At 57.7% G+C, this 21,643-nt stretch carries 19 protein-coding genes; 10 read left to right on the forward strand and 9 right to left on the reverse strand.

Annotated features, from left to right (window positions below):
• Positions 1–126 precede the first annotated feature (126 nt).
• From LNV06_RS16605 to LNV06_RS16615, 3 genes are all read right to left on the reverse strand, one after another.
• On the reverse strand, positions 127–879 hold the full coding sequence (locus LNV06_RS16605; protein WP_263539410.1) for a 16S rRNA (uracil(1498)-N(3))-methyltransferase: 753 nt from the start codon (positions 877–879) through the stop codon (positions 127–129).
• Positions 880–929: 50 nt separating this feature from the next.
• On the reverse strand, positions 930–1,445 hold the full coding sequence (locus LNV06_RS16610) for a hypothetical protein (protein WP_263539411.1): 516 nt from the start codon (positions 1,443–1,445) through the stop codon (positions 930–932).
• 74 nt (positions 1,446–1,519) lie between these two features.
• Positions 1,520–3,193 carry a long-chain-fatty-acid--CoA ligase gene (locus LNV06_RS16615; protein ID WP_263539412.1) on the reverse strand — a complete coding sequence of 558 codons (1,674 nt, stop codon included), beginning with the start codon at positions 3,191–3,193 and terminating at the stop codon, positions 1,520–1,522.
• A 298-nt stretch (positions 3,194–3,491) separates the two neighbouring features.
• On the opposite strand from LNV06_RS16615, the gene LNV06_RS16620 reads away from it, so the two are divergent.
• The 5 genes from LNV06_RS16620 to LNV06_RS16640 all read left to right on the forward strand — a co-directional run bounded on the left by LNV06_RS16620 (position 3,492) and on the right by LNV06_RS16640 (position 9,192).
• On the forward strand, positions 3,492–4,730 hold the full coding sequence (locus LNV06_RS16620; protein WP_263539413.1) for an MATE family efflux transporter: 1,239 nt from the start codon (positions 3,492–3,494) through the stop codon (positions 4,728–4,730).
• A gap of 19 nt (positions 4,731–4,749) precedes the next feature.
• Positions 4,750–5,766, forward strand: coding sequence for a glycosyltransferase family 2 protein (locus tag LNV06_RS16625; RefSeq protein ID WP_263539414.1), 1,017 nt, complete (start codon positions 4,750–4,752; stop codon positions 5,764–5,766).
• A gap of 147 nt (positions 5,767–5,913) precedes the next feature.
• The gene (locus LNV06_RS16630) at positions 5,914–6,840 is read left to right on the forward strand and encodes a glycosyltransferase family 2 protein (RefSeq protein ID WP_263539415.1); all 927 of its coding nucleotides are present in this window, start codon (positions 5,914–5,916) and stop codon (positions 6,838–6,840) included.
• 219 nt (positions 6,841–7,059) lie between these two features.
• On the forward strand, positions 7,060–8,142 hold the full coding sequence (locus LNV06_RS16635; RefSeq protein ID WP_263539416.1) for an acyltransferase family protein: 1,083 nt from the start codon (positions 7,060–7,062) through the stop codon (positions 8,140–8,142).
• Positions 8,143–8,550: 408 nt separating this feature from the next.
• Positions 8,551–9,192 (forward strand): class I SAM-dependent methyltransferase, encoded by a 642-nt coding sequence (locus tag LNV06_RS16640; protein ID WP_263539417.1) that lies wholly within the window; start codon positions 8,551–8,553, stop codon positions 9,190–9,192.
• A 526-nt stretch (positions 9,193–9,718) separates the two neighbouring features.
• On the opposite strand, the gene LNV06_RS16645 is transcribed toward LNV06_RS16640, so the two are convergent.
• Genes LNV06_RS16645 through LNV06_RS16660 form a run of 4 tightly spaced genes read right to left on the reverse strand, consistent with a single transcriptional unit; the run spans position 9,719 to position 14,824 of the window.
• Positions 9,719–11,890, reverse strand: coding sequence for a hypothetical protein (locus LNV06_RS16645; protein ID WP_263539418.1), 2,172 nt, complete (start codon positions 11,888–11,890; stop codon positions 9,719–9,721).
• 60 nt (positions 11,891–11,950) lie between these two features.
• The gene (locus LNV06_RS16650; protein ID WP_263539419.1) at positions 11,951–13,378 is read right to left on the reverse strand and encodes an NAD(P)(+) transhydrogenase (Re/Si-specific) subunit beta; all 1,428 of its coding nucleotides are present in this window, start codon (positions 13,376–13,378) and stop codon (positions 11,951–11,953) included.
• Positions 13,375–13,701, reverse strand: coding sequence for an NAD(P) transhydrogenase subunit alpha part 2 (locus LNV06_RS16655; RefSeq protein ID WP_263539420.1), 327 nt, complete (start codon positions 13,699–13,701; stop codon positions 13,375–13,377). Before LNV06_RS16655 ends, LNV06_RS16650 begins: the two co-directional genes overlap by 4 nt.
• 4 nt (positions 13,702–13,705) lie before the next feature.
• Complete coding sequence (locus tag LNV06_RS16660) at positions 13,706–14,824, reverse strand: Re/Si-specific NAD(P)(+) transhydrogenase subunit alpha (protein WP_263539421.1); 1,119 nt, start codon at positions 14,822–14,824, stop codon at positions 13,706–13,708.
• 150 nt (positions 14,825–14,974) lie between these two features.
• Here LNV06_RS16660 and LNV06_RS16665 point away from each other — a divergent pair, with 150 nt between their 5' ends.
• A complete protein-coding gene (locus LNV06_RS16665; RefSeq protein ID WP_263539422.1) occupies positions 14,975–15,478 on the forward strand; it encodes an NUDIX hydrolase in 504 nt (167 codons plus the stop codon).
• Here the strand turns inward: LNV06_RS16665 and LNV06_RS16670 are convergent.
• A complete protein-coding gene (locus LNV06_RS16670) occupies positions 15,465–16,388 on the reverse strand; it encodes a DUF535 family protein (RefSeq protein ID WP_263539423.1) in 924 nt (307 codons plus the stop codon). The two genes, LNV06_RS16665 and LNV06_RS16670, sit on opposite strands and share 14 nt — an antisense overlap.
• A gap of 133 nt (positions 16,389–16,521) precedes the next feature.
• Between LNV06_RS16670 and mnmA the strand changes: the two genes are divergently transcribed.
• From mnmA to LNV06_RS16685, 3 genes are all read left to right on the forward strand, one after another.
• On the forward strand, positions 16,522–17,664 hold the full coding sequence (gene mnmA / locus LNV06_RS16675) for a tRNA 2-thiouridine(34) synthase MnmA (RefSeq protein WP_318013508.1): 1,143 nt from the start codon (positions 16,522–16,524) through the stop codon (positions 17,662–17,664).
• Positions 17,665–17,738: 74 nt separating this feature from the next.
• A complete protein-coding gene (locus LNV06_RS16680; protein ID WP_263539424.1) occupies positions 17,739–19,004 on the forward strand; it encodes a sensor histidine kinase in 1,266 nt (421 codons plus the stop codon).
• The gene (locus LNV06_RS16685) at positions 19,001–19,666 is read left to right on the forward strand and encodes a response regulator (RefSeq protein ID WP_263539425.1); all 666 of its coding nucleotides are present in this window, start codon (positions 19,001–19,003) and stop codon (positions 19,664–19,666) included. The genes LNV06_RS16680 and LNV06_RS16685 overlap by 4 nt, the downstream gene beginning before the upstream one ends.
• A 19-nt stretch (positions 19,667–19,685) precedes the next feature.
• Here the strand turns inward: LNV06_RS16685 and LNV06_RS16690 are convergent, their stop codons facing one another.
• Positions 19,686–20,240: a CAP domain-containing protein gene (locus tag LNV06_RS16690; RefSeq protein ID WP_263539426.1), complete on the reverse strand. Its 555-nt coding sequence runs from the start codon at positions 20,238–20,240 to the stop codon at positions 19,686–19,688.
• A gap of 133 nt (positions 20,241–20,373) precedes the next feature.
• Between LNV06_RS16690 and LNV06_RS16695 the strand changes: the two genes are divergently transcribed.
• Positions 20,374–21,639 (forward strand): efflux RND transporter periplasmic adaptor subunit, encoded by a 1,266-nt coding sequence (locus LNV06_RS16695; RefSeq protein WP_263539427.1) that lies wholly within the window; start codon positions 20,374–20,376, stop codon positions 21,637–21,639.
• Positions 21,640–21,643 lie beyond the last annotated feature (4 nt).

Below are 21,643 nucleotides of genomic sequence, written 5' to 3' on the forward strand. Positions count from 1 at the left end.
GGTTTTGCCACCGATAGCTGCACCCGCAGCCTGGGCAGTCGCGCCCTCAGCGCGGCCACAGCTACAACATCAAGTCCGCTGCGACACCCACCTTGAACGCGCAATCGCCAGCCTCGCGGCAGCTCATCACCCCAACTGCAGCGCCAGCCAGCCCAGCACCGCCAAGGGTGCTGTGTCGGCACGCAGGATGCGTGGGCCGAGTTGCACGGCGACAAAGCCTTGCGCGCGCGCGGCCTCTTCCTCGGCGGGGCTCAGGCCACCTTCCGGCCCACTGAGCACCAAAGTGTGAGAAGCCTCGGCCTGAGCTGCGGCCAGGGCTTGCAAGGGTTGAGCCGCCGTCGGGCTGAGCAGCCAACGGCGTTGCCCGGCGGGCTGCGGGCCTAAGCCGGCCAGCCATGAGCCCAAGGACTGCACCGCGCCGATCTCGGGGATGCGGGTGCGGCCGCATTGCTCGGCAGCAGCCACCGCCACGCCGCGCCAATGGGCTTGTTTCTTCTCGGCGCGCTCGCCGCTCAGGCGCAGCACCGAACGTTCGCTCATCAAAGGCTGAATGCCGCCGGCGCCCAGCTCGGTGGCTTTCTCGACGACGCCGTCCATGCGGTCATTGGCAGGCATCGCCAGCGCCAGGGTGATGTGTTGGCGCAGTTCGCGCTGCACCAGTTGGCGGGCTTGCAGATGCACCCGCACCTCGCTGCGGCCCATGGCGGCGACTTCGGCCTGCCATTCAAAACCTGAGCCATCGAACAGCGTGATCGGGCTGCCCGGCTGCAGACGCAGGACCTGCACATGGCGAGTCGCAGCGGGCGGCAGGCTCAGATCAGAAGAAACATCGGCGGCCAGCTGAGCCAGCGGAGTGTCGACAAAAAAACGCGGCGGCATGGCGAACTCAAAGCTTGGGGTGGGGACAGGCCCCCAGTGTGCCAGCAAGTTCAGCTGGTTTTGATCGACAAGGCGCGGCGCACTTGATCGGCCACCACCTCTCCCTGGGCTTGGCTGACCTCGGCAATGAATCGCTGAGTCAGCTGCCGCAGTGCCGCCAGATCGGGGCAGCGTTCGACCTCCAGCACCATGCGGTAGCCTTTGATCAGACCCAGATACTGCTTGGCATGTCGGGTCAAAAAGCCGTAGAGCTGCTCGTAGTCCAAGGGGGAGATATCGGCGTCGGCATTGCTGGAGGCCGTTGTCGAAGCTGGCCCGATGATCGATGCCTGAACAGCAGTTGCATCGGCTGACGAACTGCCTGACACCGCCGCAATCAAGCCCTGCTCCAGCAGGTAAGTGATATCGACGGGCGTGATGCCTTGCACCAGCCCCAACCATTCGCCCGCCGTCTTGCCGCCGTCAATCATCAGCAGCAAATTGCGGACGCTGCGCGACATCGGCAGCGCCCGCGCCTTGATTTCGGCGCGGCCGGCCTCGGTCCTCACATATGCCCGATCTAGCATCGGCGCCTCCTCCTGAACAGCTCAGACTCTAGTCCGATCTGCCCCTCAGAACCGGCTCAAAACGCCCTGCCGGATCAGCTTTTGTCTCTTAGTTCACGGCGCAGGATTTTGCCGACCGGGGTCTTGGGCAGCTCATCGCGGAACTCAATGATCTTGGGGCGCTTGTAGCCGGTCAGATTGGCTTCGCAATAAGCGCGCACATCGGCCTCGGTGATGGCCGGGTTCTTGCGAACAATGACCACCTTGACCGCCTCGCCGGCCTTGGCATCGGGGATACCGACCGAGGCGCATTCCAAAATGCCGTCCATCTGCGTCAACACATCTTCCACCTCGTTGGGGTAGACGTTGAAGCCGCTGACCAAAATCATGTCCTTCTTGCGGTCCACGATGCGGAAGAAGCCGCGCTCGTCCATGGTGCCGATATCGCCAGTGCGGAAAAAGCCGTCGGCTGTCATGACTTGGGCGGTTTCATCGGGGCGCTGCCAGTAGCCGGCCATCACCTGCGGGCCACGAATCGCGATCTCCCCGCGCTCGCCCGGCGCCACCGGCTGGCCGGCATCGTCCAGCAGGCACAGCTCGGTGCTGGGCATGGGCAGGCCGATGGAGCCGGTGTAGGCCGTGCTGTCGGTCGGGTTGCAGCTGGCCACCGGCGAGGTTTCGCTCAAGCCATAGCCTTCGCAAATCGGGCAACCGGTTTTCTCCAACCACAGCTTGGCCGTGGCTTGTTGCACCGCCATGCCGCCGCCCACCGCGATCACCAAACCGCTCCAATCGACGGTATTGAAGTCCGCATGGTTGGCCATGGCCATGAACAAAGTGTTGACCGCAGGCAGGCTGTGGAAACGGTGCTTGGCCAATTCTTTGAAGGTGCCGGGAATATCGCGCGGGTTCGGAATCAAGACATTGCAGCCGCCCACATGCATGGACAACATCATGTTCGTGGTGAACCCGAAGATGTGATACAGCGGCAAAGCACAGATGCTGACCAGCTGCTCGCCCGCGGGGATCTTCTTCAGAGCCGGCCGATACCAGGCCTCGGCCTGCATCACATTGGCGACCAGGTTGCGATGCAGCAGCACCGCGCCCTTGGACACGCCCGTAGTGCCGCCGGTGTATTGCAGCACCGCGATGTCATTGGGCCCAACGTTAGGCACCTTGTAGCTCAGCTGACGGCCACGCGAGACGGCATCGTTGAAGGCCACGGCGCCCGGCAGCTCAAAGGCCGGCACCAGTTTCTTGACCTTGCGCACCACGTAATTGACGATCAGGCCCTTGGGGAAGCCCAACATATCGCCCATTGAGGCCAAGATGACATGCTTGGTCGGGGTTTGCTGGATCACCTGCTGCAAGGTGGTCGCAAAATTCTCCAGGATGACGATGGCCTTGGCGCCGGCATCCTTGAGCTGATGCTCCAGTTCGCGCGGGGTGTAGAGCGGATTGACGTTGACCACCACATAACCAGCTCGCAGCACGGCAGACACCGCCACCGGGTACTGCATCACATTGGGCATCATCAGCGCGACCCGGTCGCCCTTTTCCAGCCCCAGGCTTTGCAAATAGGCAGCCAAGGCACGCGAAGCCTCGTCCAGCTGCGCGAATGTGATCTGCCGGCCCATCATCTTGTAGGCCGCTTGGCTCGGGTACTTCTTGAACGCCGAGTCCATCAAATTCACCAGCGATGGGTACTCTTCGGCGTGGATCTCGGCAGGAACCCCTTCAGGGTAGTTCTTGAGCCAGGTCTTCTGCATGGGTCTTGTCTCCGATCGTTTGGACCGGATTCTCGCCGATACGAGAAGCAAGCCCAATTGGTGGAAACTGCAGCAACTTTGCCTTATACGAGCCACCGCGTAGAAAAACTCAAGTTCAAGTGCCAATCCTTCAGTCGTGGGGGGTGAATCAAGCCAAAAGAGCTAAGGATAAGCTTATCCTGCGCCAAGCCTCTAGACTCACTGATGAATTCAAACGGCCGCCTAGGCATCAACAGGCCAAATGGAACGGAATGACAAAAACCAAAGCCCTAAAACGATTCAATGAGATTCAAACGCAATGCCCATAGCAACAGAGAGTAAAGCATGGCTGGCTGCCTTTTGGGATGCATTGCTGTTTGGAGTAATTTTTGGCCTCACCAACGTCATTTCCTACGGCTTCATCGTCATGACCGGCCGCAGCCTCAAACCTGCTGACTATGGGACGTTCAGTGCGCTCTTAGGCTTGATTTCACTGGGCGGCGTATTTGCCAACTCGATCCAGGCCGGCGCAACCCAAGCCGTCAAAACAAGCACAAATACGCTGAAACTGAACCAGGTGCTCGGTTCAACATGGAAGTACGCCGCGCTTGGTGCGGCCACCCTGATAGCAGTGCTGTTCGCCTTCAAACAACAACTGAACGCCAACACTTCGCAAATTTTTATCGGCGGACTCTGTCTGTTTGCCATGATCATAAGTTCTGCAGTACTCGGCTACCTCGCCGGCACCGGTAAGGTCCGGGCCCAGGCTGACCTTGCCTGCTATGGAGCAATTGCCCGCCTAGCCGCAGGTTGGATCTTACTGACAGCGGGATTTGGTATCAGCGGCGCGCTGGGTGGCTACGTTATAAATTATTTTTTCATATTTTTATTGGCAGTACTATACAAACGAAGCAAAGACCCACACAACCATACCAAAATCGCTTCGCAAACCAAAAATATCAAAATCGAAATGTCAACTTTGCTCATCTTTATGTTGACACACGCGACTTTCACACTTGACCAATTTGCAATTCAATTCTTCAATCCAAGTGTCAGTGGTGACTATGCCGCCGCCGCAACGATTGCAAAACTTACGTTCTTTACTGCCTACCCCGTCATCGCCATCGCTTACCCGCGCATGCTGACTGAAACAAGCCGGTCGGCACGAATAAAAACACTCACACTAACTGCCGTAGTGATTTTAATCAGCGGCACTGGCTTGGTGACTGTGCTGCATGTATTCCCGCACGCCATCACCAAAATATTCTTTGGTTCTCAATTTGAAACAGCCGCAGATAGTACGTCAATGTTAGCGCTCGGCGTGTTGTTCTTTTCGATGTCGGTACTTGCCATGCATGCCATGATTGCCTGGAGATGCAACCCAGTGCACATACCTTTAGCGGTGCTGCTAGGTGTTGGTTTTTTGTTGCATGCAAACCGACATCAATCCATCAGCCAATTTTCTGAAAATCAGATGGCTATATATTTCGTTCAAATGCTGATTCTTTGGTTCAGTCTAGGATATTGTCTTTACAAAGATTCAGATCGCCTCAACTAAGTAAACAAGATCTTCCTCAATGAGCGCAACACAAATTCAGGCCCGAGATAAATCATCAACGATGTCAAAATCTCCTAGGATCGCGGTAGTAATTCCCTGCTTCAAGGTAAAAGCACACATACTGGATGTTATCGGCGGCATTGGTCTGGATGTGGATGTCATCTATGCAGTCGATGATTGCTGCCCTCAAGAAACAGCGAACTTCCTCGCAGAAAATTGCCGCGATTCTCGCGTTCGAATCATCCGCAACCCTATAAACCTTGGAGTTGGCGGAGCTGTCATGGCGGGCTATAGGGCCGCAATCGAAGAAGGAATCACCGTTGTCGTCAAGGTCGATGGTGATGGGCAAATGGACCCACAATTGATACCCAGCTTCATCGCTCCAATTTTAACGGGCCAAGCGGACTATACAAAAGGTAACCGATTCTTCGATTTAGAGCAAATCAGGTCAATGCCCAAGATGCGTCTTTTTGGCAATGCTGTATTGTCCTTCATGGCAAAGATATCGACCGGCTACTGGGATTTATTCGACCCTACCAATGGCTATACCGCGATTCATACTGACGTTGCCAAGCTTCTGCCATTCGACCGAATCAGCAACAGGTATTTCTTCGAAACCGACATGCTATTTCGGCTCAATACGATCAAAGCTGTCGCTGTCGACGTCCCCATGCATGCAAAATATGCGGACGAGGTCAGCAATTTAAAAATTTCGAAAATCATTGGGGAATTTCTTTACAAGCACGCCAGGAATTGTTCAAAGAGGATTTTCTATAACTATTATTTACGAGACCTTTCGATTGCATCAATTGAACTCCCACTCGGGATCAGCATGCTTGCTTTTGGTAGCATATTCGGCACTTACAGTTGGATTAATTCTGCAAGTATTGGTTCGCCGACACCCGCCGGCACCGTCATGCTTGCTGCCCTACCTATCCTCGTTGGAATTCAATTAATACTTGCGTTCCTTGGATACGATATTGCATCAGTGCCACGTAGAGTTCGGCACCGGACGCCAGTCCAGAGCATGCAGTAGTCACCAATTTTTGCGAATTTATTATTCGCCGGGACGGATGCTTTAAGAACGCGCATCATTACATTAATTAAATTAATCATCCAATCTTGCCGATTTTCCAGAGTAAATTAACATAAATCAACTCACTCGAAATTCAGGCATTTCAAAATGAAAATACTTTTTGCTATTCCATTTTTCAGTAACGTCGACTTACTAAAGGAAACAATCGATAGCGTATTGAAACAAACCAATTCTAGTTGGAACTTAGTTATTCTCGATGACTCTATTTCACTAGCAGAAGCCGCAAGTGTAGAGTCTTTGGTGTACGGACTAAGAGACAATCGAGTCACGCTGCGTAGAAATCATGAAAATCTTGGCATGGCCAAGAACTGGAATCAAGCGTTAGACTTGGGCTGTGAATTTGATTTAGTTAATATATTACATGCTGACGATAAATTATGCCCAGACTTTGCCGAAAATATGTTAGGAGCCGCCGAGAAATTTCCAGATGTTGATGCTTTTTTCGCCCGCACGGAAATAATAGACGCTTCGGGGAAAAATATATTCTCGTTTGCCGATCGGTACAAAGAGAAATTGATTCCACTATCGAAAAATGGATTGATTTATTTGGAAGGCCTCCCGGCAGTAAATAGCCTGATATCTGGAAACTACATTTTTTGCCCAACTTTGTGCTATCGCCCCGAAAGAACGAGTCTGCGCTTCAATTCAGAATTAAAGATGGTTCTTGATTTTGATCTCATTCTTAGAGGATTGCTGTCCGGAAAGAAATATCTAGGTTTGTATACCCACCAAACTTACCAGTACAGGAGACACAAAGAGAACGCAACATCGGTCATGACAAAATCCCTCCTTAGATTCAAAGAAGAAGTTCAACTGTACGACTGGTTGTCCGCAGAATTACGGAATTCAGGGAAATTAAAAATGTCTCATAAGGCCCAAAGGAAAACTATAGTTAAGTTAAATATTTGCTTTCAAATTGCATCTTCAATATTCAATATTGAATTTAAGCAAGCCCTCATATATTTTAGATTTTTAGTGGCGCTGCTGGCATCCAATCCAATCAACCGAACTTAGGAATTTCTGCTAAATTATTTATCAGCAGTTGGTGGTTTTACTGAGTAAAACTATTTGACAGATGAGTGGCGTGAAATTTTTAGAAATGTGCATTCATATACCAGCTGATCAACAGGCCCCCGTCACTGATGTGGGGGCCAAAGTTCTGGCCGACAACATCGGCTCGATGATGTGCATCGCGGCTGCCAACCAGGCCGATTTGGGGCTCGTTCAGACTCCATGCCGGTAAGAACACTTGACTCCATCCTGAGCAGGGACCAGAACAACTTCGACTTGGTCCGGATGATCGCTGCCCTGGCAGTGATTTTCGGCCACGCCTTTTCGCTACATCCTACGGGTGGGGCTGTCGAGCCCCTCAACAAGGTATTCGGTTTTACCTATTCAGGCGCCGTTGCGGTTGACGTGTTCTTTTTTCTGAGTGGTCTTCTCATCACGGGGAGCTTCTGCCAGAGCCGGAGCGTCTTTCGCTTCGTGGTGATGCGAGTCGCCAGAATCTGGCCTGGGCTGCTTGCGTGTCTTTGCATGACCGTCTTTGTACTAGGTCCACTGATCACATCAATGCCCCTGTGGCACTACATCACCTCCTGGCACACCCGCGAGTACATGTTGAGAAACGTACTACTCCAAAATATCAGCTACACGCTGCCTGGCGTATTCATTTCAAATCATTACCCCGGTGCGGTCAACGGCTCCTTATGGACCTTGCCCATCGAAATCCGTTGTTACGCAATGGTGCTGCTAATGGGCTGTCTTGGCGTCTTCAAAACAAAGCAACGCTGCTTGCTAGTCGTCATGGGGCTAACTCTGTTGTTATGGCCGACCGGCTTCGGACCGGCACCTGAGATTTTTAAGTTAAATGCATCAGGCGAAGAAAAGATGCCCCTGCTGTTTGCGCTAGGGATGGTTTGCTATGTTTGCCGTCACAGCATCCGCATCGACGCACGACTTTCGGGCGCGGCTTTGCTAGTCGCGCTCAGCATGCAGGGGACATGGCTGGGGATTGCTGCCTTTTATTGCTTTGTGGTCAACACAGTGCTGGTATTGAGCGCCTGGAAGGCGCTGCGCGTTCGCCTACCTGGCGACTATTCTTACGGCATCTACATCTATGGCTTCGTCGCGCAGCAGTATTTGGCTCACGCGCTGCCGGAACTGAAAGCGTATCCCAGTTTGCTGATTTCCATTCCAATGACGTGTGCGTTGGCTGCGCTCAGCTGGCATGCGGTCGAGAAGCCGGGCATGCGTCTAGGGCGCATGCTGGCTGATTGGCGCGAACGTGGCCGAACGGTTGCAGATGCGGCCTAAAGAGAAGTGGAAGTAAGCGCTGCTTGGTCCGGACTTCGGCACACCCAAGAGCATTCTTTCCTATACGGGCGGATTGAGGCAGCGACTGGTGCCACACAAGGTGCTTTTGCATTGGCGACAATTTGACCACCACCGCGCAGGCCCTTGAACTGGTCGCCGCTACCAGGGAATCGATTCTTCCCGGGCCGCTCTCAAGCCGCCAACTCCATTCAGTAAAACCGCAACCCTCGGCTTGCTACAAGGGTTGATGGCTTATGTTGGGAGGATTTCAGAATGTGCGTCAAACACCAAGGACGGATTGAACGAAGTCACGTGGTAGTTGTATCCAATCCGACGCTTCATTACGCAATGATTAATTGAGAGAGTTGCAAAAAAGCGCTAAAAGGGTATGGTTCAGTGATGAAGTCAATGCCCCCGACCACCCAGGACTCTGCCTACACCGACCGATTGGTTCAATTGCCGGCACAAGGGTGGAAGAAGCGGTTCAATGTCCAGGCGCCTTACCGCTGGAATTTGCGCCGGCTCGACCCCGGATTTACTCTCGAGATCGGCTGCGGTATCGGGCGCATGCTTTCACACCTTGATGGCAATGGTGTCGGTCTCGATCACAATGCGACTTCGGTTGCGTATGCAAGGAAACTTGGGCTCCAGGCTTTCACGCCCGACGAATTCAAAGCATCCCAGTTTGCCAGCCCTCATTGTTTTGATTCTTTGCTACTGGCCCATGTGGCTGAACACATGACCCGCGCACAGCTCGTCCCTCTGATCACCGAGTATCTTTCATATCTACGCCCAGGCGCGAAAATCATCCTCATTACTCCGCAGGAGGCAGGATTTGCGAGTGATCCGACACACGTGGAATTCATGGATCTGACGGCGCTCCGGGCGGTAGCCGCTCAACTTGACTGCCCAGTTGTCCACGCTTTTTCGTTTCCGTTTCCGCGCTGGGTCGGACGATTTTTTACCTACAACGAGTTTGTGCTGATTGCGATCCACTCACCGGCTTCAAGTGAACAAGGCGAGGCTAGAGAAGGCACTGACACGACTTGAATTGCGGCCATGGCCTTAGCAGGCTGTTGGAGTAACCTGCACCCTAATCGTGCATTGATTTCGAATGAGGCGCAGTTCTCGCAGCCAAGAATAACTGGCCCCATTTAGATGGTTTTGAGCCTGTTTTGCGACCCTAAAGGGATCCATTTCTCTCAGAACGTCATCTTTGGACAGATTTTTCCCAAGGTACGCATACACACCAAATTGGATGCCCGATGGTCAGCACGAACAGCTGATCCACTTTATTCAAACCGCGCGCAACTTCACCTGACCAAATCCCCAGGCCGTTTTGGCCCAACCAAAGCCTTGTTCGATCAGCAATTGGCATTCACGAACTAACGGGACTAAGCGCGGCCCATTTTTATCAGTGCAGGAACAACGTGAATTAAACATTTACTCCCTTCCCAGCACTCCTTTAGACCCGATTTTATTTATCTACTGCTAGATGGGCTGAGTATCCAATTGCTAGTTTTTACCCCCTTTTTTCAAGTCCCTGATGAACCGTGACACTTCTACCAGAGCTAACTCAGTAAATTCGAATCATTGCCGCCTTGCCTGACTTCACGACGAGTTGATCTGAGGCGAGTAAACCTTCAACGCCAGATACACATGCCTTATCTCTGTCGGATGGCAGATAGATGTATTTGATTCGGTGCTGTTTGAGCCATTCCACGTCGAAATTTTCACAGACACGTTCCACGTAGTTTCGGTAGCTAAATTCCGGATCGCCTTTGTAGTAATAGAATGCCAAAGGGAAGCTTGTATTTGCAGGAAGATTCCTCGCTGTGCCGACAGGCAGAAGCCATCTTTCCCGCCAAATATCGCGCACCTGATTCGGCACGAGCACCCGTGACATCGGGCCTGGCGGTACCAGTTTCGATTTCGCTGCTGCCTCTTGTTCATAGATGGCGTTCAAGCTTGCAAGAACGATGGCGTCATCCCGTGTATCGCAGCTCTTTAGACTGCAGTGACTCTGGCGGAAGTCCAGATCAAGCTGGCTCGGGAGCCGGTCTCGAACACTGTGCAAAGGAAAAAGCAAGAGCACCGCGGCGCTCAATCCTGCGATGGAGCGCAACGATCCATTGCTGAAACATTTAATGCCTAGCGCCAGTGCCGTTAGCAGCACGGACATTAGCCATAAGTAGGCAAGTCTATTGATTGCTTCTAAAAAGTAGGGCTCGAGCAGGTAAAGATCGCCTTTGTTCCTGAGTGCATAAAACACCGGCAAGAAAAGGATTTGAAGCAAGACACACAGGACCGGGGCCCCAACAAACCAAGCAAGCCAAGCGCTACGGTCTGCCTTATTTGAAAGAAACACCAGCGACAGAACCAGGGCGGCAATACAGCCGATGGCCAGCACTGGATGCGCAAAATACTGCAAGAGCAACAAGGGGCGCACAAACTCGCCTCGAACCAGCAGATTTCGAAGGTATTGCGACACCTCGTGAGCAAAAGAAAGTTGTTGAATGACAACATCAGGCGGAGTTTCAAGGGGGCCTGTGCTTCGCTGAGCGAAAAACCTCGCCGAGTAATAGGGGTCCAGGAATATCAGCACCAAGGGCACGACGGCCAACAAGAGCAAGCCCAATACATCCCGTTTGGCGTTTGAATCGCCCGACTTGTAGAAACGCCAAGCCAAGCAGGCATAGAAAAAGATGCCAGGGGTGATGACAGCGACCGGATTGATCAAGGCTGACCAACCCAAGCCCAATGCGCCAACGTACCATCCCAACTCTGCACGGAAGCGTCCGCGGCCACGCATTTGCAATAAGGACAAAGCCACCACCGTTACAAACAGTAGCAGCGTGCTGATACTGCCGGTTTTGGACTGCGAATAGAACTCCTTCAGCAAGCTGAAAGGGAAGAATCCAAAGAAAACCGCCAGACCAGCAAACACCATGACGGCTTGGTGGCGAAACGGGGCCTTCCTGCAAATCTCGCCGCTCAGTCCAGCCAAGGCCAAAACGGCCAGTACGGACTGCAAAAGCGGCTGCAAGGTCACGGAATTCCCCGCGCTCGTGCCTGACAGCCAGGACCACAAGGCGCACAGCGCGGCGAAGCCCGCCGGATACTGAAAGTCCAGGGGTCCCCAATCACCCAAATCTCGCGGTATTGAACCCAACTTCAGCAACTGGTGGGCCCAGAACTGATGCTGATCAGGATCCGAAGACAACATGAGATCGCGCGGCAGCTCCCGCTGCACCACGATAAACAGCGCCACCAACACCCAAATCATGCTGGGGATGAGGCCTTTCAACTCCCGGACTGAGCGAACCAGTCCTTGCTTACCGACTCCAAGCGCGGTGAGCAACAAGGCCAAGCCATAGAGTTCAAAACCAGAGACGGGCCAGGCCGGTATTTGGTAGCTGCCGGAAATTCCGTTGATGGTGGATCGAAGGTAAAGCCAAGCCACGGCCAGGACTTGGCTGACACCCAACAAAAGCGCCGCGTTCTGTTGAATCCTTTCCCAGCCTGCGAGTCTTGCGAGGCTCCAGCCCACCAGGGTCAGGATCAAGGCCGAGCCGGAAAGTCGAAAGAACTCCAGAGTGGCGACAGACCGTACCTGGCCCTGAACAGCATCCCAAACCACCAGAGTTCCGCCAAGACCAAGAATCAAGCAAAACAGGAAAGCGTGTCTCAGGGTACTGATCGATCTCAATCGGGAATGGCGATCTATAAATTGATTGTTTTCAGACATGAAAGAAAATCAGGGACTATCAAGGCCAGTGGCTACATAGCCATAGCGGCGTCGGCATTTTCACTCCACCGCCTTCACCAAATCCTCCACAACCTTCTTCGCATCACCAAACACCATCATGGTCTTGTCCATGTAGAAGAGTTCGTTATTCAGGCCTGCATAACCTGAGGCCATGGAGCGCTTGTTGACGATGATGGTTTTGGCTTTGTAGGCTTCAAGAATCGGCATGCCGTAGATGGGGCTGCCTTTGACGTGGGCGGCGGGGTTCACCACGTCGTTGGCGCCGAGAATGATGGCCACATCGGCTTGCGCGAATTCGGCGTTGATGTCTTCCATCTCGAACACCTGCTCATAAGGCACCTCGGCCTCGGCCAGCAGCACATTCATATGGCCGGGCATGCGGCCCGCCACCGGGTGGATGGCGTATTTGACGGTCACGCCCTTCTCGGTCAGCTTGTGCGCCAGCTCTTTCACTGCATGCTGAGCGCGCGCCACGGCCAGGCCGTAACCGGGCACGATGATGACGGTCTCGGCATTGCCCAAGATGAAGGCCGCATCGTCGGCGCTGCCGCTCTTGACCGAGCGCTGCACTGCCCCGCCAGCCGTAGCCGCCGCCGCATCACCGCCAAAGCCACCCAGAATCACATTGAAGAAGCTGCGATTCATGGCCTTGCACATGATGTAGCTGAGGATGGCCCCCGAGCTGCCCACCAAGGAGCCGGCAATGATCAGCATCGAGTTGTTCAGCGAGAAGCCAATGCCGGCCGCGGCCCAGCCCGAGTAGCTGTTCAGCATGGACACCACCACCGGCATGTCGGCACCGCCGATGGGGATGATTAGCAACACACCGAGCGCAAAACCCAGGGCCAAGATCAGGCCAAAGTCCATCCAACTCTGAGAATGCCAAAAGCCGAAGCAGAAGAAAACAGCGGCCAAACCCAAGGCCAGATTGAGCTTATGTTGACCCGCAAAGGAGACCGGCGCTCCCTGAAAAAGGCGGAACTTGTACTTGCCCGAGAGCTTGCCAAAGGCGATCACCGAACCGCTGAAGGTAACGGCGCCAATAAAGGCACCCAGCGCCAGCTCGATCCGGTTGCCACCGGGAATGCTCATGCTGCCCGCTGAAGTAATGCCAAAGGCCGCCGGCTCCAACACCGCAGTCGCAGCGATGAACACCGCCGCCAGGCCGATCATGCTGTGCATAAAGGCCACCAGCTCGGGCATCTTGGTCATCTCGACTTTTTGCGCCATATAGGCACCCAAGCCGCCGCCAATCACCAAGCCGGCCAGCACATAAGTCAGGCCAAAAGCACTGCCATTGGCCAACTTGACGATCAGCGCGGCGGTGGTCACGGCGGCAATCGCCATGCCGGCCATGCCAAAGAGATTGCCTCGGATCGAAGTGGTCGGGTGCGACAAGCCCTTCAAGGCCTGGATGAAAAAGACACTGGCGACCAAGTAAAGCAGCGTGACGAGATTCATGCTCATGGCTTGGCCTCCGAGGACTTCTTGGCGTTCTTGTTGTCCTTCTTTTTGAACATTTCCAGCATGCGGCGCGTCACCAAGAAGCCACCGAAGACATTGACCGCAGCCAGTGCCACCGCCAGCGTGCCCATGAACTTGCCCAAATCAGTGACGGTCAAGGCGGCGGCCAACATGGCGCCGACGATGACGATGGCCGAGATGGCATTGGTGACGGCCATCAAGGGCGTATGCAAGGCAGGAGTTACCGTCCAGACCACGTGGTAGCCCACATAGATGGCCAGCACGAAAATGATCAGATTGGTGATGGTCGGGTTGACGAGTTCCATGGCTTCAGGCCTTTCGAGTCACTTCGCCGGCCTGGGTCACCAGGCAGGCTGCAACGATGTCGTCATCCGTGGGCACTTGGAAGCTGCCCTCCTTGCTGATGACCAGTTTCAAAAAGTCGAGGATGTTGCGGGCATACAGCGCCGAAGCGTCGGCCGCCACCAGGGCCGGCAGATTGGTCTCGCCGACCAAGGTCACGCCATGCTTGACCACTGTGGTGCCGGCTTCTGTCAGCGGGCAGTTGCCGCCATTCGGCGCGGCCAGGTCCACAATCACCGAGCCCGGCTTCATGCTCTTGACCATGTCTTCGCTGACCAGCACCGGCGCGGCGCGACCCGGGATCAAGGCGGTGGTGATCACCACATCGGCCTGCGCCACGCGCTTGGCCACCTCGACCTTTTGACGGTCCAGCCAGCTCTGCGGCATCGGCCGGGCATAACCGCCCACGCCGACGGCGGCTTCTTTCTCCTCGTCGGTTTCATAGGCCACATCGATGAACTTGGCGCCTAAGGATTCGACCTGTTCCTTGACGGAGGGCCGCACGTCGGAAGCCTCGATCACCGCGCCGAGACGCTTGGCGGTCGCAATCGCCTGCAAGCCCGCCACGCCCACACCCAGAATCACCACCCGCGCCGCCTTGACCGTGCCGGCCGCCGTCATCAGCATGGGGAAAAAGCGCTGGTACTTGTCGGCGGCGATCATCACCGCCTTGTAGCCGGCGATATTGGCCTGGCTGGACAACACATCCATGCTTTGCGCCCTCGAGGTGCGCGGCGCCGCTTCCAGGGCAAAAGCCGTCAGCCCTGCCGCGGCCATGGCTTGCAAACCATCGCGGTCAAAGGGGTTGAGCATGCCCACCAAGGCTGTGCCGGGCTTGATCAGGGCCAACTCTTCAGCGTTGGGGCTCTTGACCTTGAGCAGCAAGTCGGCCGCAAAGGCCTGGGCACGGTCGACGATCTCGGCGCCGGCGGCACTGTAGGCCTCATCGGTCACGCTGGCACCCAAACCGGCGCCGCGCTCGATGCGCAAGACATGACCCTGGGCCTTCAGCTTCTTGACCGTTTCCGGCGTGGCAGCCACGCGCGTCTCTCCGGCCGCACTTTCGCGCGGAACTCCTATCAGCATGGACGTTTCCCTCCTGCGCAGCAATGGCGCCGAACTGTCTTGCAACAAAGGATCATCGAAAGGCCTTGCGCCCTCGAGTGCTTGCATTGAGCTTACACAATAGAGGGGGTAGATGACACCCGGGCATGCCTGGGGAACAAGGAGTCGTGAATGTCCAACAACAGCGAACGCTGGAAGCCCGCCGTCACCGTCGCCGCGGTGATTGAAGACCGTGGGCGCTTTCTGTTAGTGGAGGAAGAAACCCCCGAAGGCCTGCAGCTGAACAACCCAGCCGGCCATTTGGACCCGGGGGAATCACCGCTGCAAGCAGTGGTGCGCGAAGCCTTGGAAGAGACCGCCCGACACTTCGTGCCCGAGGCTTTGCTGGGCATTTATATGGCTCGTTTCCTACGGCCAGCGCGATTAGAGGATGTCACCTATGTGCGCCTGGCCTTCACGGGAACGGTGGGCGAAGCCATTGCCGGCCAAGCTTTGGACCGCGGCATTGTGCGCACGGTGTGGATGACGGTCGATGAATTGCGCGCCAGCGCCCCACGGCATCGCAGCCCGCTGGTCTTGCGCTGTGTGGAAGACCATCTGAGCGGGCGCCGCCTGCCCCTAGAGGCGATTCAGGTCGATGCCTCGCTGTATGCGCCGCTGATCAAGTCGAACTAGAAGCCGCTTCTGCCGCGGGCTGCAAACCGTCCAAGCGAGCGGCCAAGCCGGCATACATCTCATCAAAAAGCGCAAACTTGCGCTTCACCTCGGCGCGCTTTTTCGAGGCCACCTCGGCCAGATCAGGCGCAGGCACCTCGGCGCAGATCAGCTCGTACTGGCGCGAATCGCATTGGGTGGCGCCCAACTCGGTCCACATGGTGTCGTAGTCAGACGTGATCTTGCGGCGACGCCAGGGGTTGAGCGCGATGCGCTCGCGGTTGCTGATCAAAAGCAGCTTCTCGCAGCCCATCAAGAGCCCGATCTGACGCACCGCCTGCACCAAGACGGCCGAGGGCCGCGCACCGTAAAAGTCGCGAGTGGCCTTCTTCACCAGATCCCGCGCGCCGTCTGTATTGCCGCCCTGCAAGCGGCCGATGGCCACACAAGGACGCCCCTGGCGCTGCAAAAACAAGAACGAGGCGTTGAACACCATCTCGGTGCCCAGCATCAAGCGCAAACACAGCTCGCCTTCGCGGTGGCCTTCATGCACGGCGGACAGCTCCAGCTGGAACCTCTCTCCCGATTTGCCTTCAAACTCACACAGGGTCTGGTTCTGCACGGCCGAGGCGGCCAAGAGATCGGACCAGCCATGCGCGATCAAGAAGCTGTAATGCTCGATCAGCAGGTCCACCCGGCTGGCACAGCCCAGCTGGGTAGAAAAATAGGGGCGGTAGATCTTGGTCAGCAGCTTGGGATGCACGCTCAAGGCGCCGCCCAGCATTGGGTGTTGATCCACAAAGGCCAGCCAGCGGCGGGTGGAATCGGGGTGCAGCAGCGCGCCGGCGTAGATCTTGGCCTTGTCCTTGAAGCCAATGCGCTCGCCCAGCGAGGATATTCGCGAGGCTATCTTTAAGGGGCGCTGGGTCATGGGGCTGGGGCTCGGTGGCTGGGCGCATCAAGCGCGCCTGAAGAATGAGGGCTGATTGTAGGAGCAGGGGTCACTCCGCAAGCGTGGAGCCGGCGCGAAGCAAAGGTGAAGCCCATGCGGGACAATTCAGGCCATGAATCACAAGCAACGCATCGTCGTCGGCCTCTCCGGCGGCGTGGACTCCGCCGTCACCGCCTACCTCTTGAAAAAGCAGGGCCATGAGGTGGTCGGCATTTTCATGAAGAACTGGGAAGACGACGACAGCGATGACGAGAACGGCAAGTACTGCTCGTCCAATATCGACTTCGTTGATGCGGCCGCCGTGGCCGATGTGATCGGCATCGAAATCGAACATGTCAACTTCGCTGCCGATTACAAAGACCGAGTCTTCGCCGCTTTTCTGAGCGAATACCAGGCCGGGCGCACGCCCAACCCCGACATCCTGTGCAATGCCGAGATCAAGTTCAAAGCTTTTCTCGACCATGCCATGCGACTCGGCGCCGAAAAGATTGCCACCGGCCACTATGCGCGCGTCAGAGAGTTCGAGGGGCAAACGCAACTGCTCAAGGGCGTGGACAACAGCAAGGACCAAAGCTACTTCTTGCACCGCCTGAACCAGGCCCAACTCGCCAAGACCTTGTTCCCGGTGGGCGAGCTGCACAAGACCGAAGTGCGCCGCATCGCCGAGGAGATCGGCCTGCCCAACGCAAAGAAAAAAGACTCCACTGGCATTTGCTTCATTGGCGAGCGACCCTTCCGCGAGTTCTTGAACCGCTATCTGGCCCACAAGCCCGGGCCTATCAAAGACGAACGCGGCCGCAAGCTGGGCGAGCATCTGGGCCTGTCCTTCTACACCTTGGGCCAGCGTCAGGGCCTGGGTATTGGCGGGGTCAAAGAGAAAGGCGCGGCGCGCGGCGGCGGCGATCACTCGCCCTGGTTTGTGGCGCGCAAAGACATGGCGAACAACACGCTCTATGTGGTGCAAGGCCATGAGCACCCTTGGCTGCTGAGCCCAAGCCTGATCGCCGACGACATCTCTTGGACCGGCGCGCCACCCAAATTTGGCGGCTTCGGCGCCAAGAGCCGCTATCGCCAAGCCGATGCGGCCTGCGCCTTCTCGCCCGACACCCCGGCGCCCGCCCAGTTCCGGCTCGATTTTGCCCAGGCGCAATGGGCCGTCACGCCGGGCCAGAGCGCGGTGCTCTATGACGGCGAGGTCTGTTTAGGCGGGGGCGTCATTGCTCAGGCAATACCCCTAGACGCGGGCTCAACATGACCAAGGGCACGGGTCAGCAGCCTCGGGCTGTGGCACCCTTGCCGACCTTTTCAGCTTAGTCGCCCCGCTCTCTCTTGAACACGCTCGATCGCCAGCTTGACCGCGTCGCCCAACCCGGCGTGGTGCTGCGCATCGCGGTCTTGGCCGTCTGCTTGCTGGAGCTGACGGCCACGGCGGCCAGCTTGCTGGGCTATCGCAGCGATGCCTATGACGGCGCAGTCGCGGCGCTCTATCTGCGCTTGGGCGGGGCCAGCAATGACCCGGTCTTGCTGCTCGGCTGCTTTGCCCTGGTACTTTTGTTTGCCTGGTCTTACTGGCGGCTGGCCGTCATCGGCAGCGCCGATCAGCCGCCGCGCCATGCTTTGACGCGCCTCATCTTGATTGACGTGCTGGCGATCTGCGTGACGCCGGGTCTGCCTTTTTTGGTCACCGCGCTGGCTGCTGTGGTCTTGCCCTCGCGCGCAGCCTTCCTCTTCGGGCTGGCGCAGATCGGCGTCAGCCTGCTCTTGAACGCCCTGCTGCCGCTGGCCGAGCCGGTGGCCGCCAGCGGCCCTTCGGCAATTCCGGCCTGGCTGGACGGCCTGGGCCTGGTGATGGCCATGGTGGCCCTGCATGGCATGGCTTTTGGTTTGGGCCGCATGGCCGCTGCCGAAGCCGAAAAGCGCCGCTGGTTGCAGGTAATGCTGGCCGAGCGCATGAGTGCCGAGCAATTGCAGGCCGAGCAGCTACGCTACAGCGAACGCACCTTGATGGCGCGTGAGCTGCACGATGTGGTGGGCCACCATCTGACGGCCCTCAATCTACAGCTGCAACTGGGCAGCGCCCTTTTGCACCGAGGCAAGACCGAGGGCGCCGGCCAGGCGGTGGAGAAGGCGCGCGAGTGTGCGGCCCAGCTGCTGGCCGATGTACGCGAAGCGGTGTCGCAGCAACGCGGCTCCCAGCGCATTGACCTCAGCGCCGCACTGCAGGCTCTGGCCGAAGGCATTGCGCTGATCCGCATTGAGCTCGACATCGCACCCGCGGCGCGCGACCTCAGCCCGCGTGTCGCTCATGCGCTTTTGCGCTGCGTGCAAGAGGCGGTGACCAATAGCGTGCGGCATGCCCAAGCGGCCCGGGTGCGCATCACGCTGTGTGTCGATGATGCGCAAGCAGGCGAGGACGCGCTCAGCCAGCAAATCCGCGTGAGCATCGACGATGATGGCAAAGGCGCGCCCCGCCTGAACCCGGGCAATGGCTTGCAAGGCATGGCCGAACGGATGGCCGAGTTGGGCGGCAGCATGCAAGTGCTGCGCAACCAGCCCGGCTTCAAAATTGAACTGTGCTGCCCAAGGACTGTATGAAAACCACTGAAATCAAACTGCTGCTGGTGGAAGACCAGCAACTGGTGCGCGAAGCCTTGAAGGGCTTGCTGGCCCTCAGCGACGAGATCCGCATCGTCGGCGAGGCCTGCGACGGCGCCGAAGCCTTGGAGCAAATCACCGCCCTGGGTCTGGAGCAAATGCCCGATGTGATCCTCTCGGACATGCGCATGCCAAGGCTCGACGGCCTGGGCCTGATCCGCGCCCTGGCGGCGCGCGCATTGAATGTGCCGGTGGTGCTGCTGACCACGTTTGACGACTCCAGCGCTTTTGACGAAGCGGTGCGCTCCGGTGCGCGCGGCTTCTTGCTCAAGGCCATCAGCCCCGACACCTTGCTGCAAGCGCTGCGCGAAGTGGCCGATGGCGGCACGGCGCTGCGCCCCTCACTGACCACCCGCATGGAGCGCCCGGTCAAGGAAGGCGAGCGCGCCTTTGTGGCGACCGAGCAGCCCGATCCGCTCTCACCCAAAGAGCTGCAGGTCTTGCGCCTGGTGGCCAGCGGCCGCAGCAATACCGAGATTGCCGCGCTGCTGGGCAATAGCGAAGGCGTGATCAAGAACCACTGCTCGGCCATCTTCTCCAAGATGGGCGTGCGAGACCGCACCCAGGCGGTGCTGCGGGCGATTGACCTTGGCTGGATCTAAGACCTAATTGCCGGCGCCCTCAGCGCGCCGGCACCCATGGCTCTTGCGCCACCCGGCCGAGATTCATCACCCAGTAGCGCTGAAAACGCCCCGGCCCGGCCACACAGGCCATGCCCACCTCGCTGTACTCCGCCTGCATCAGGTTGTCGCAGTGCTTGGCGCTGGTGGCCCAGGTCTGCAGCACTTCATCCAAGCTCTCTTGGCCGGCCGCCAAGTTTTCACCGGCGCGCTGAGCTAAATAGCCATTCAAACGCATGCGCTCGCGCAGGCCCGCCCCCTGGGCGCCCATATGGCTGAGCTGCTCCCCCTGAGACAAGTCAGCCGCATGGCTGCGCGCCGAAGCCGCCAAGCGCGCATCCCAGCGCAAGGGCGGCCCGGCCGGCAGCAGCCCCGCACCGCAGGAACGCGACTGCGCACGCAAGCGGTTCAAGGTCTCCAAGACCCGCTCCGGCACGACCAAGGCCGAGCAATCTTGCGCAGCAGCGGGCTGAGCCCCAGCAGGCCAGGCCAAAGCCGCCAGCAGCGACACGAGCAAGGCAGGCAGGAGCGAAAAGAAAGCGCGTGGGGAGGTCATCGACAAGAGGCCAGGGAATGCGGCTGGCATCCTACCTGCAGCGCCCATCGCCATGCATTCAGCGGGGTGCGATGAGCCCGAGCAAAACTGTGCACAATGCGCCTAAGCTCGATTTCAAGGCAACGCTGACACCATGGCAGATGCAAATCCCTCCTCGCTGGGCCAACTCAAGATCGACCGTCAAGCGCCGGCCAGCAAGCGCCGACGCAAGACCTGGCCCCTGGTCTTGGGAGGGCTGGTGGCGCTGGCCGTGATCGCCCTGCTCGCCATGCCAGCCAAACCCGAGGTGCAGGCCAGCACCGTGCTGCAAACCTACCCTTCGCAGCAATACTTGCAGCTCACTGCCTCCGGCTATGTGGTGGCGCAACGCCGCGCTGCCGTCGCCTCCAAAGGCAGTGGCCGACTGGTGGAGTTGAATGTGCGCGAGGGCAGCCTGCTCAAGAAGGGCGACCTGATTGCCAAGCTCGACGCCAGCGATGTGCAAGCCGCCATCGGCACCGCCCTGGCCGGTGTGCGCCAAGCCGAAGCCGGCCAGCGCCAAGCGCAAGCCCAGGCCAGCCAGGCCAGCGTGGAGTTCGCCAATGCCGAGGCCGAGATGCAGCGCAGCAAGAGCCTGCAAGCCCAGGGCTTTGTCTCGGCCCAGGCCTTGGACGCCAACCAGCGCCGGCTCGACAGCGCCCGCGCCGCGCAAGCCGCCGCCCAGGCCAGCATCGCACAAGCTCAGGCCTCGCTGGCCCAGGCCCAGGCCCTGCTGAACGTCCAGAACGTGAACCGCGACTACACCGAGATCCGCGCCCCCTTTGACGGCGTGGTGCTGAACAAAAACGCCAATGTGGGCGACATGATCACGCCCTTCTCCAGCGCCACCGGCTCGCAGGGCGCGGTGGTCACCATGGCGGATCTCAGCACGCTGGAAGTTGAGGCCGATGTGTCCGAGGGCAGCTTGGCCAAGGCCACCAAGGGCCAGCCGGTGGAGATCACGCTGGACGCCCTGCCCGATGCACGCTTCACCGGCCAAGTGGTCGGCATCGTGCCCACGGTGGACCGCGCCAAGGCCACCGTCATGACCAAGGTGCGCTTTGACAAGCTGGACCCGCGCATCCTGCCGGAGATGAGCGCCAAGGTCAGCTTCCTCTCGCAAGCCGCCAGCGCCGCCGATCAAAAACCGGTCTTGGCCGTCAACCCCAAGGCCTTGCTGGAAAAGGACGGCAAGCAGTGGCTCTACCGCATTCAGCGCGAGGGCGAGAAAGAAATGCTGGAGGCGATTGAGGTCAAGCCTGGCCGCAAGCTGGGCGATGTGGTGGAAGTGAGTGGCGCCCTCAAGTCGGGCGAGCGCATCGTTTTGTCGCCCTCGGCCAAGCTGAAGTCGGGTCAACAAGTCACGCTGGCGACCAAGTAAGTCC

The organism is Paucibacter sp. Y2R2-4 (genome assembly GCF_025717535.1).
In the GTDB taxonomy this organism is placed as follows: domain Bacteria; phylum Pseudomonadota; class Gammaproteobacteria; order Burkholderiales; family Burkholderiaceae_C; genus Paucibacter_A.

Coding starts and splice junctions, on each gene's coding strand:
- LNV06_RS16625 (WP_263539414.1), top strand. CDS start 4,750: ATGAGCGCAACACAAATTCAGGCCCGAGATAAATCATCAACGATGTCA.
- LNV06_RS16620 (WP_263539413.1), top strand. CDS start 3,492: ATGCCCATAGCAACAGAGAGTAAAGCATGGCTGGCTGCCTTTTGGGAT.
- LNV06_RS16660 (WP_263539421.1), bottom strand. CDS start 14,824: ATGCTGATAGGAGTTCCGCGCGAAAGTGCGGCCGGAGAGACGCGCGTG.
- LNV06_RS16605 (WP_263539410.1), bottom strand. CDS start 879: ATGCCGCCGCGTTTTTTTGTCGACACTCCGCTGGCTCAGCTGGCCGCC.
- mnmA (WP_318013508.1), top strand. CDS start 16,522: ATGAATCACAAGCAACGCATCGTCGTCGGCCTCTCCGGCGGCGTGGAC.
- LNV06_RS16685 (WP_263539425.1), top strand. CDS start 19,001: ATGAAAACCACTGAAATCAAACTGCTGCTGGTGGAAGACCAGCAACTG.
- LNV06_RS16695 (WP_263539427.1), top strand. CDS start 20,374: ATGGCAGATGCAAATCCCTCCTCGCTGGGCCAACTCAAGATCGACCGT.
- LNV06_RS16610 (WP_263539411.1), bottom strand. CDS start 1,445: ATGCTAGATCGGGCATATGTGAGGACCGAGGCCGGCCGCGCCGAAATC.
- LNV06_RS16615 (WP_263539412.1), bottom strand. CDS start 3,193: ATGCAGAAGACCTGGCTCAAGAACTACCCTGAAGGGGTTCCTGCCGAG.
- LNV06_RS16650 (WP_263539419.1), bottom strand. CDS start 13,378: ATGAGCATGAATCTCGTCACGCTGCTTTACTTGGTCGCCAGTGTCTTT.
- LNV06_RS16630 (WP_263539415.1), top strand. CDS start 5,914: ATGAAAATACTTTTTGCTATTCCATTTTTCAGTAACGTCGACTTACTA.
- LNV06_RS16690 (WP_263539426.1), bottom strand. CDS start 20,240: ATGACCTCCCCACGCGCTTTCTTTTCGCTCCTGCCTGCCTTGCTCGTG.
- LNV06_RS16655 (WP_263539420.1), bottom strand. CDS start 13,701: ATGGAACTCGTCAACCCGACCATCACCAATCTGATCATTTTCGTGCTG.
- LNV06_RS16670 (WP_263539423.1), bottom strand. CDS start 16,388: ATGACCCAGCGCCCCTTAAAGATAGCCTCGCGAATATCCTCGCTGGGC.
- LNV06_RS16635 (WP_263539416.1), top strand. CDS start 7,060: ATGCCGGTAAGAACACTTGACTCCATCCTGAGCAGGGACCAGAACAAC.
- LNV06_RS16640 (WP_263539417.1), top strand. CDS start 8,551: ATGCCCCCGACCACCCAGGACTCTGCCTACACCGACCGATTGGTTCAA.
- LNV06_RS16665 (WP_263539422.1), top strand. CDS start 14,975: ATGTCCAACAACAGCGAACGCTGGAAGCCCGCCGTCACCGTCGCCGCG.
- LNV06_RS16645 (WP_263539418.1), bottom strand. CDS start 11,890: ATGTCTGAAAACAATCAATTTATAGATCGCCATTCCCGATTGAGATCG.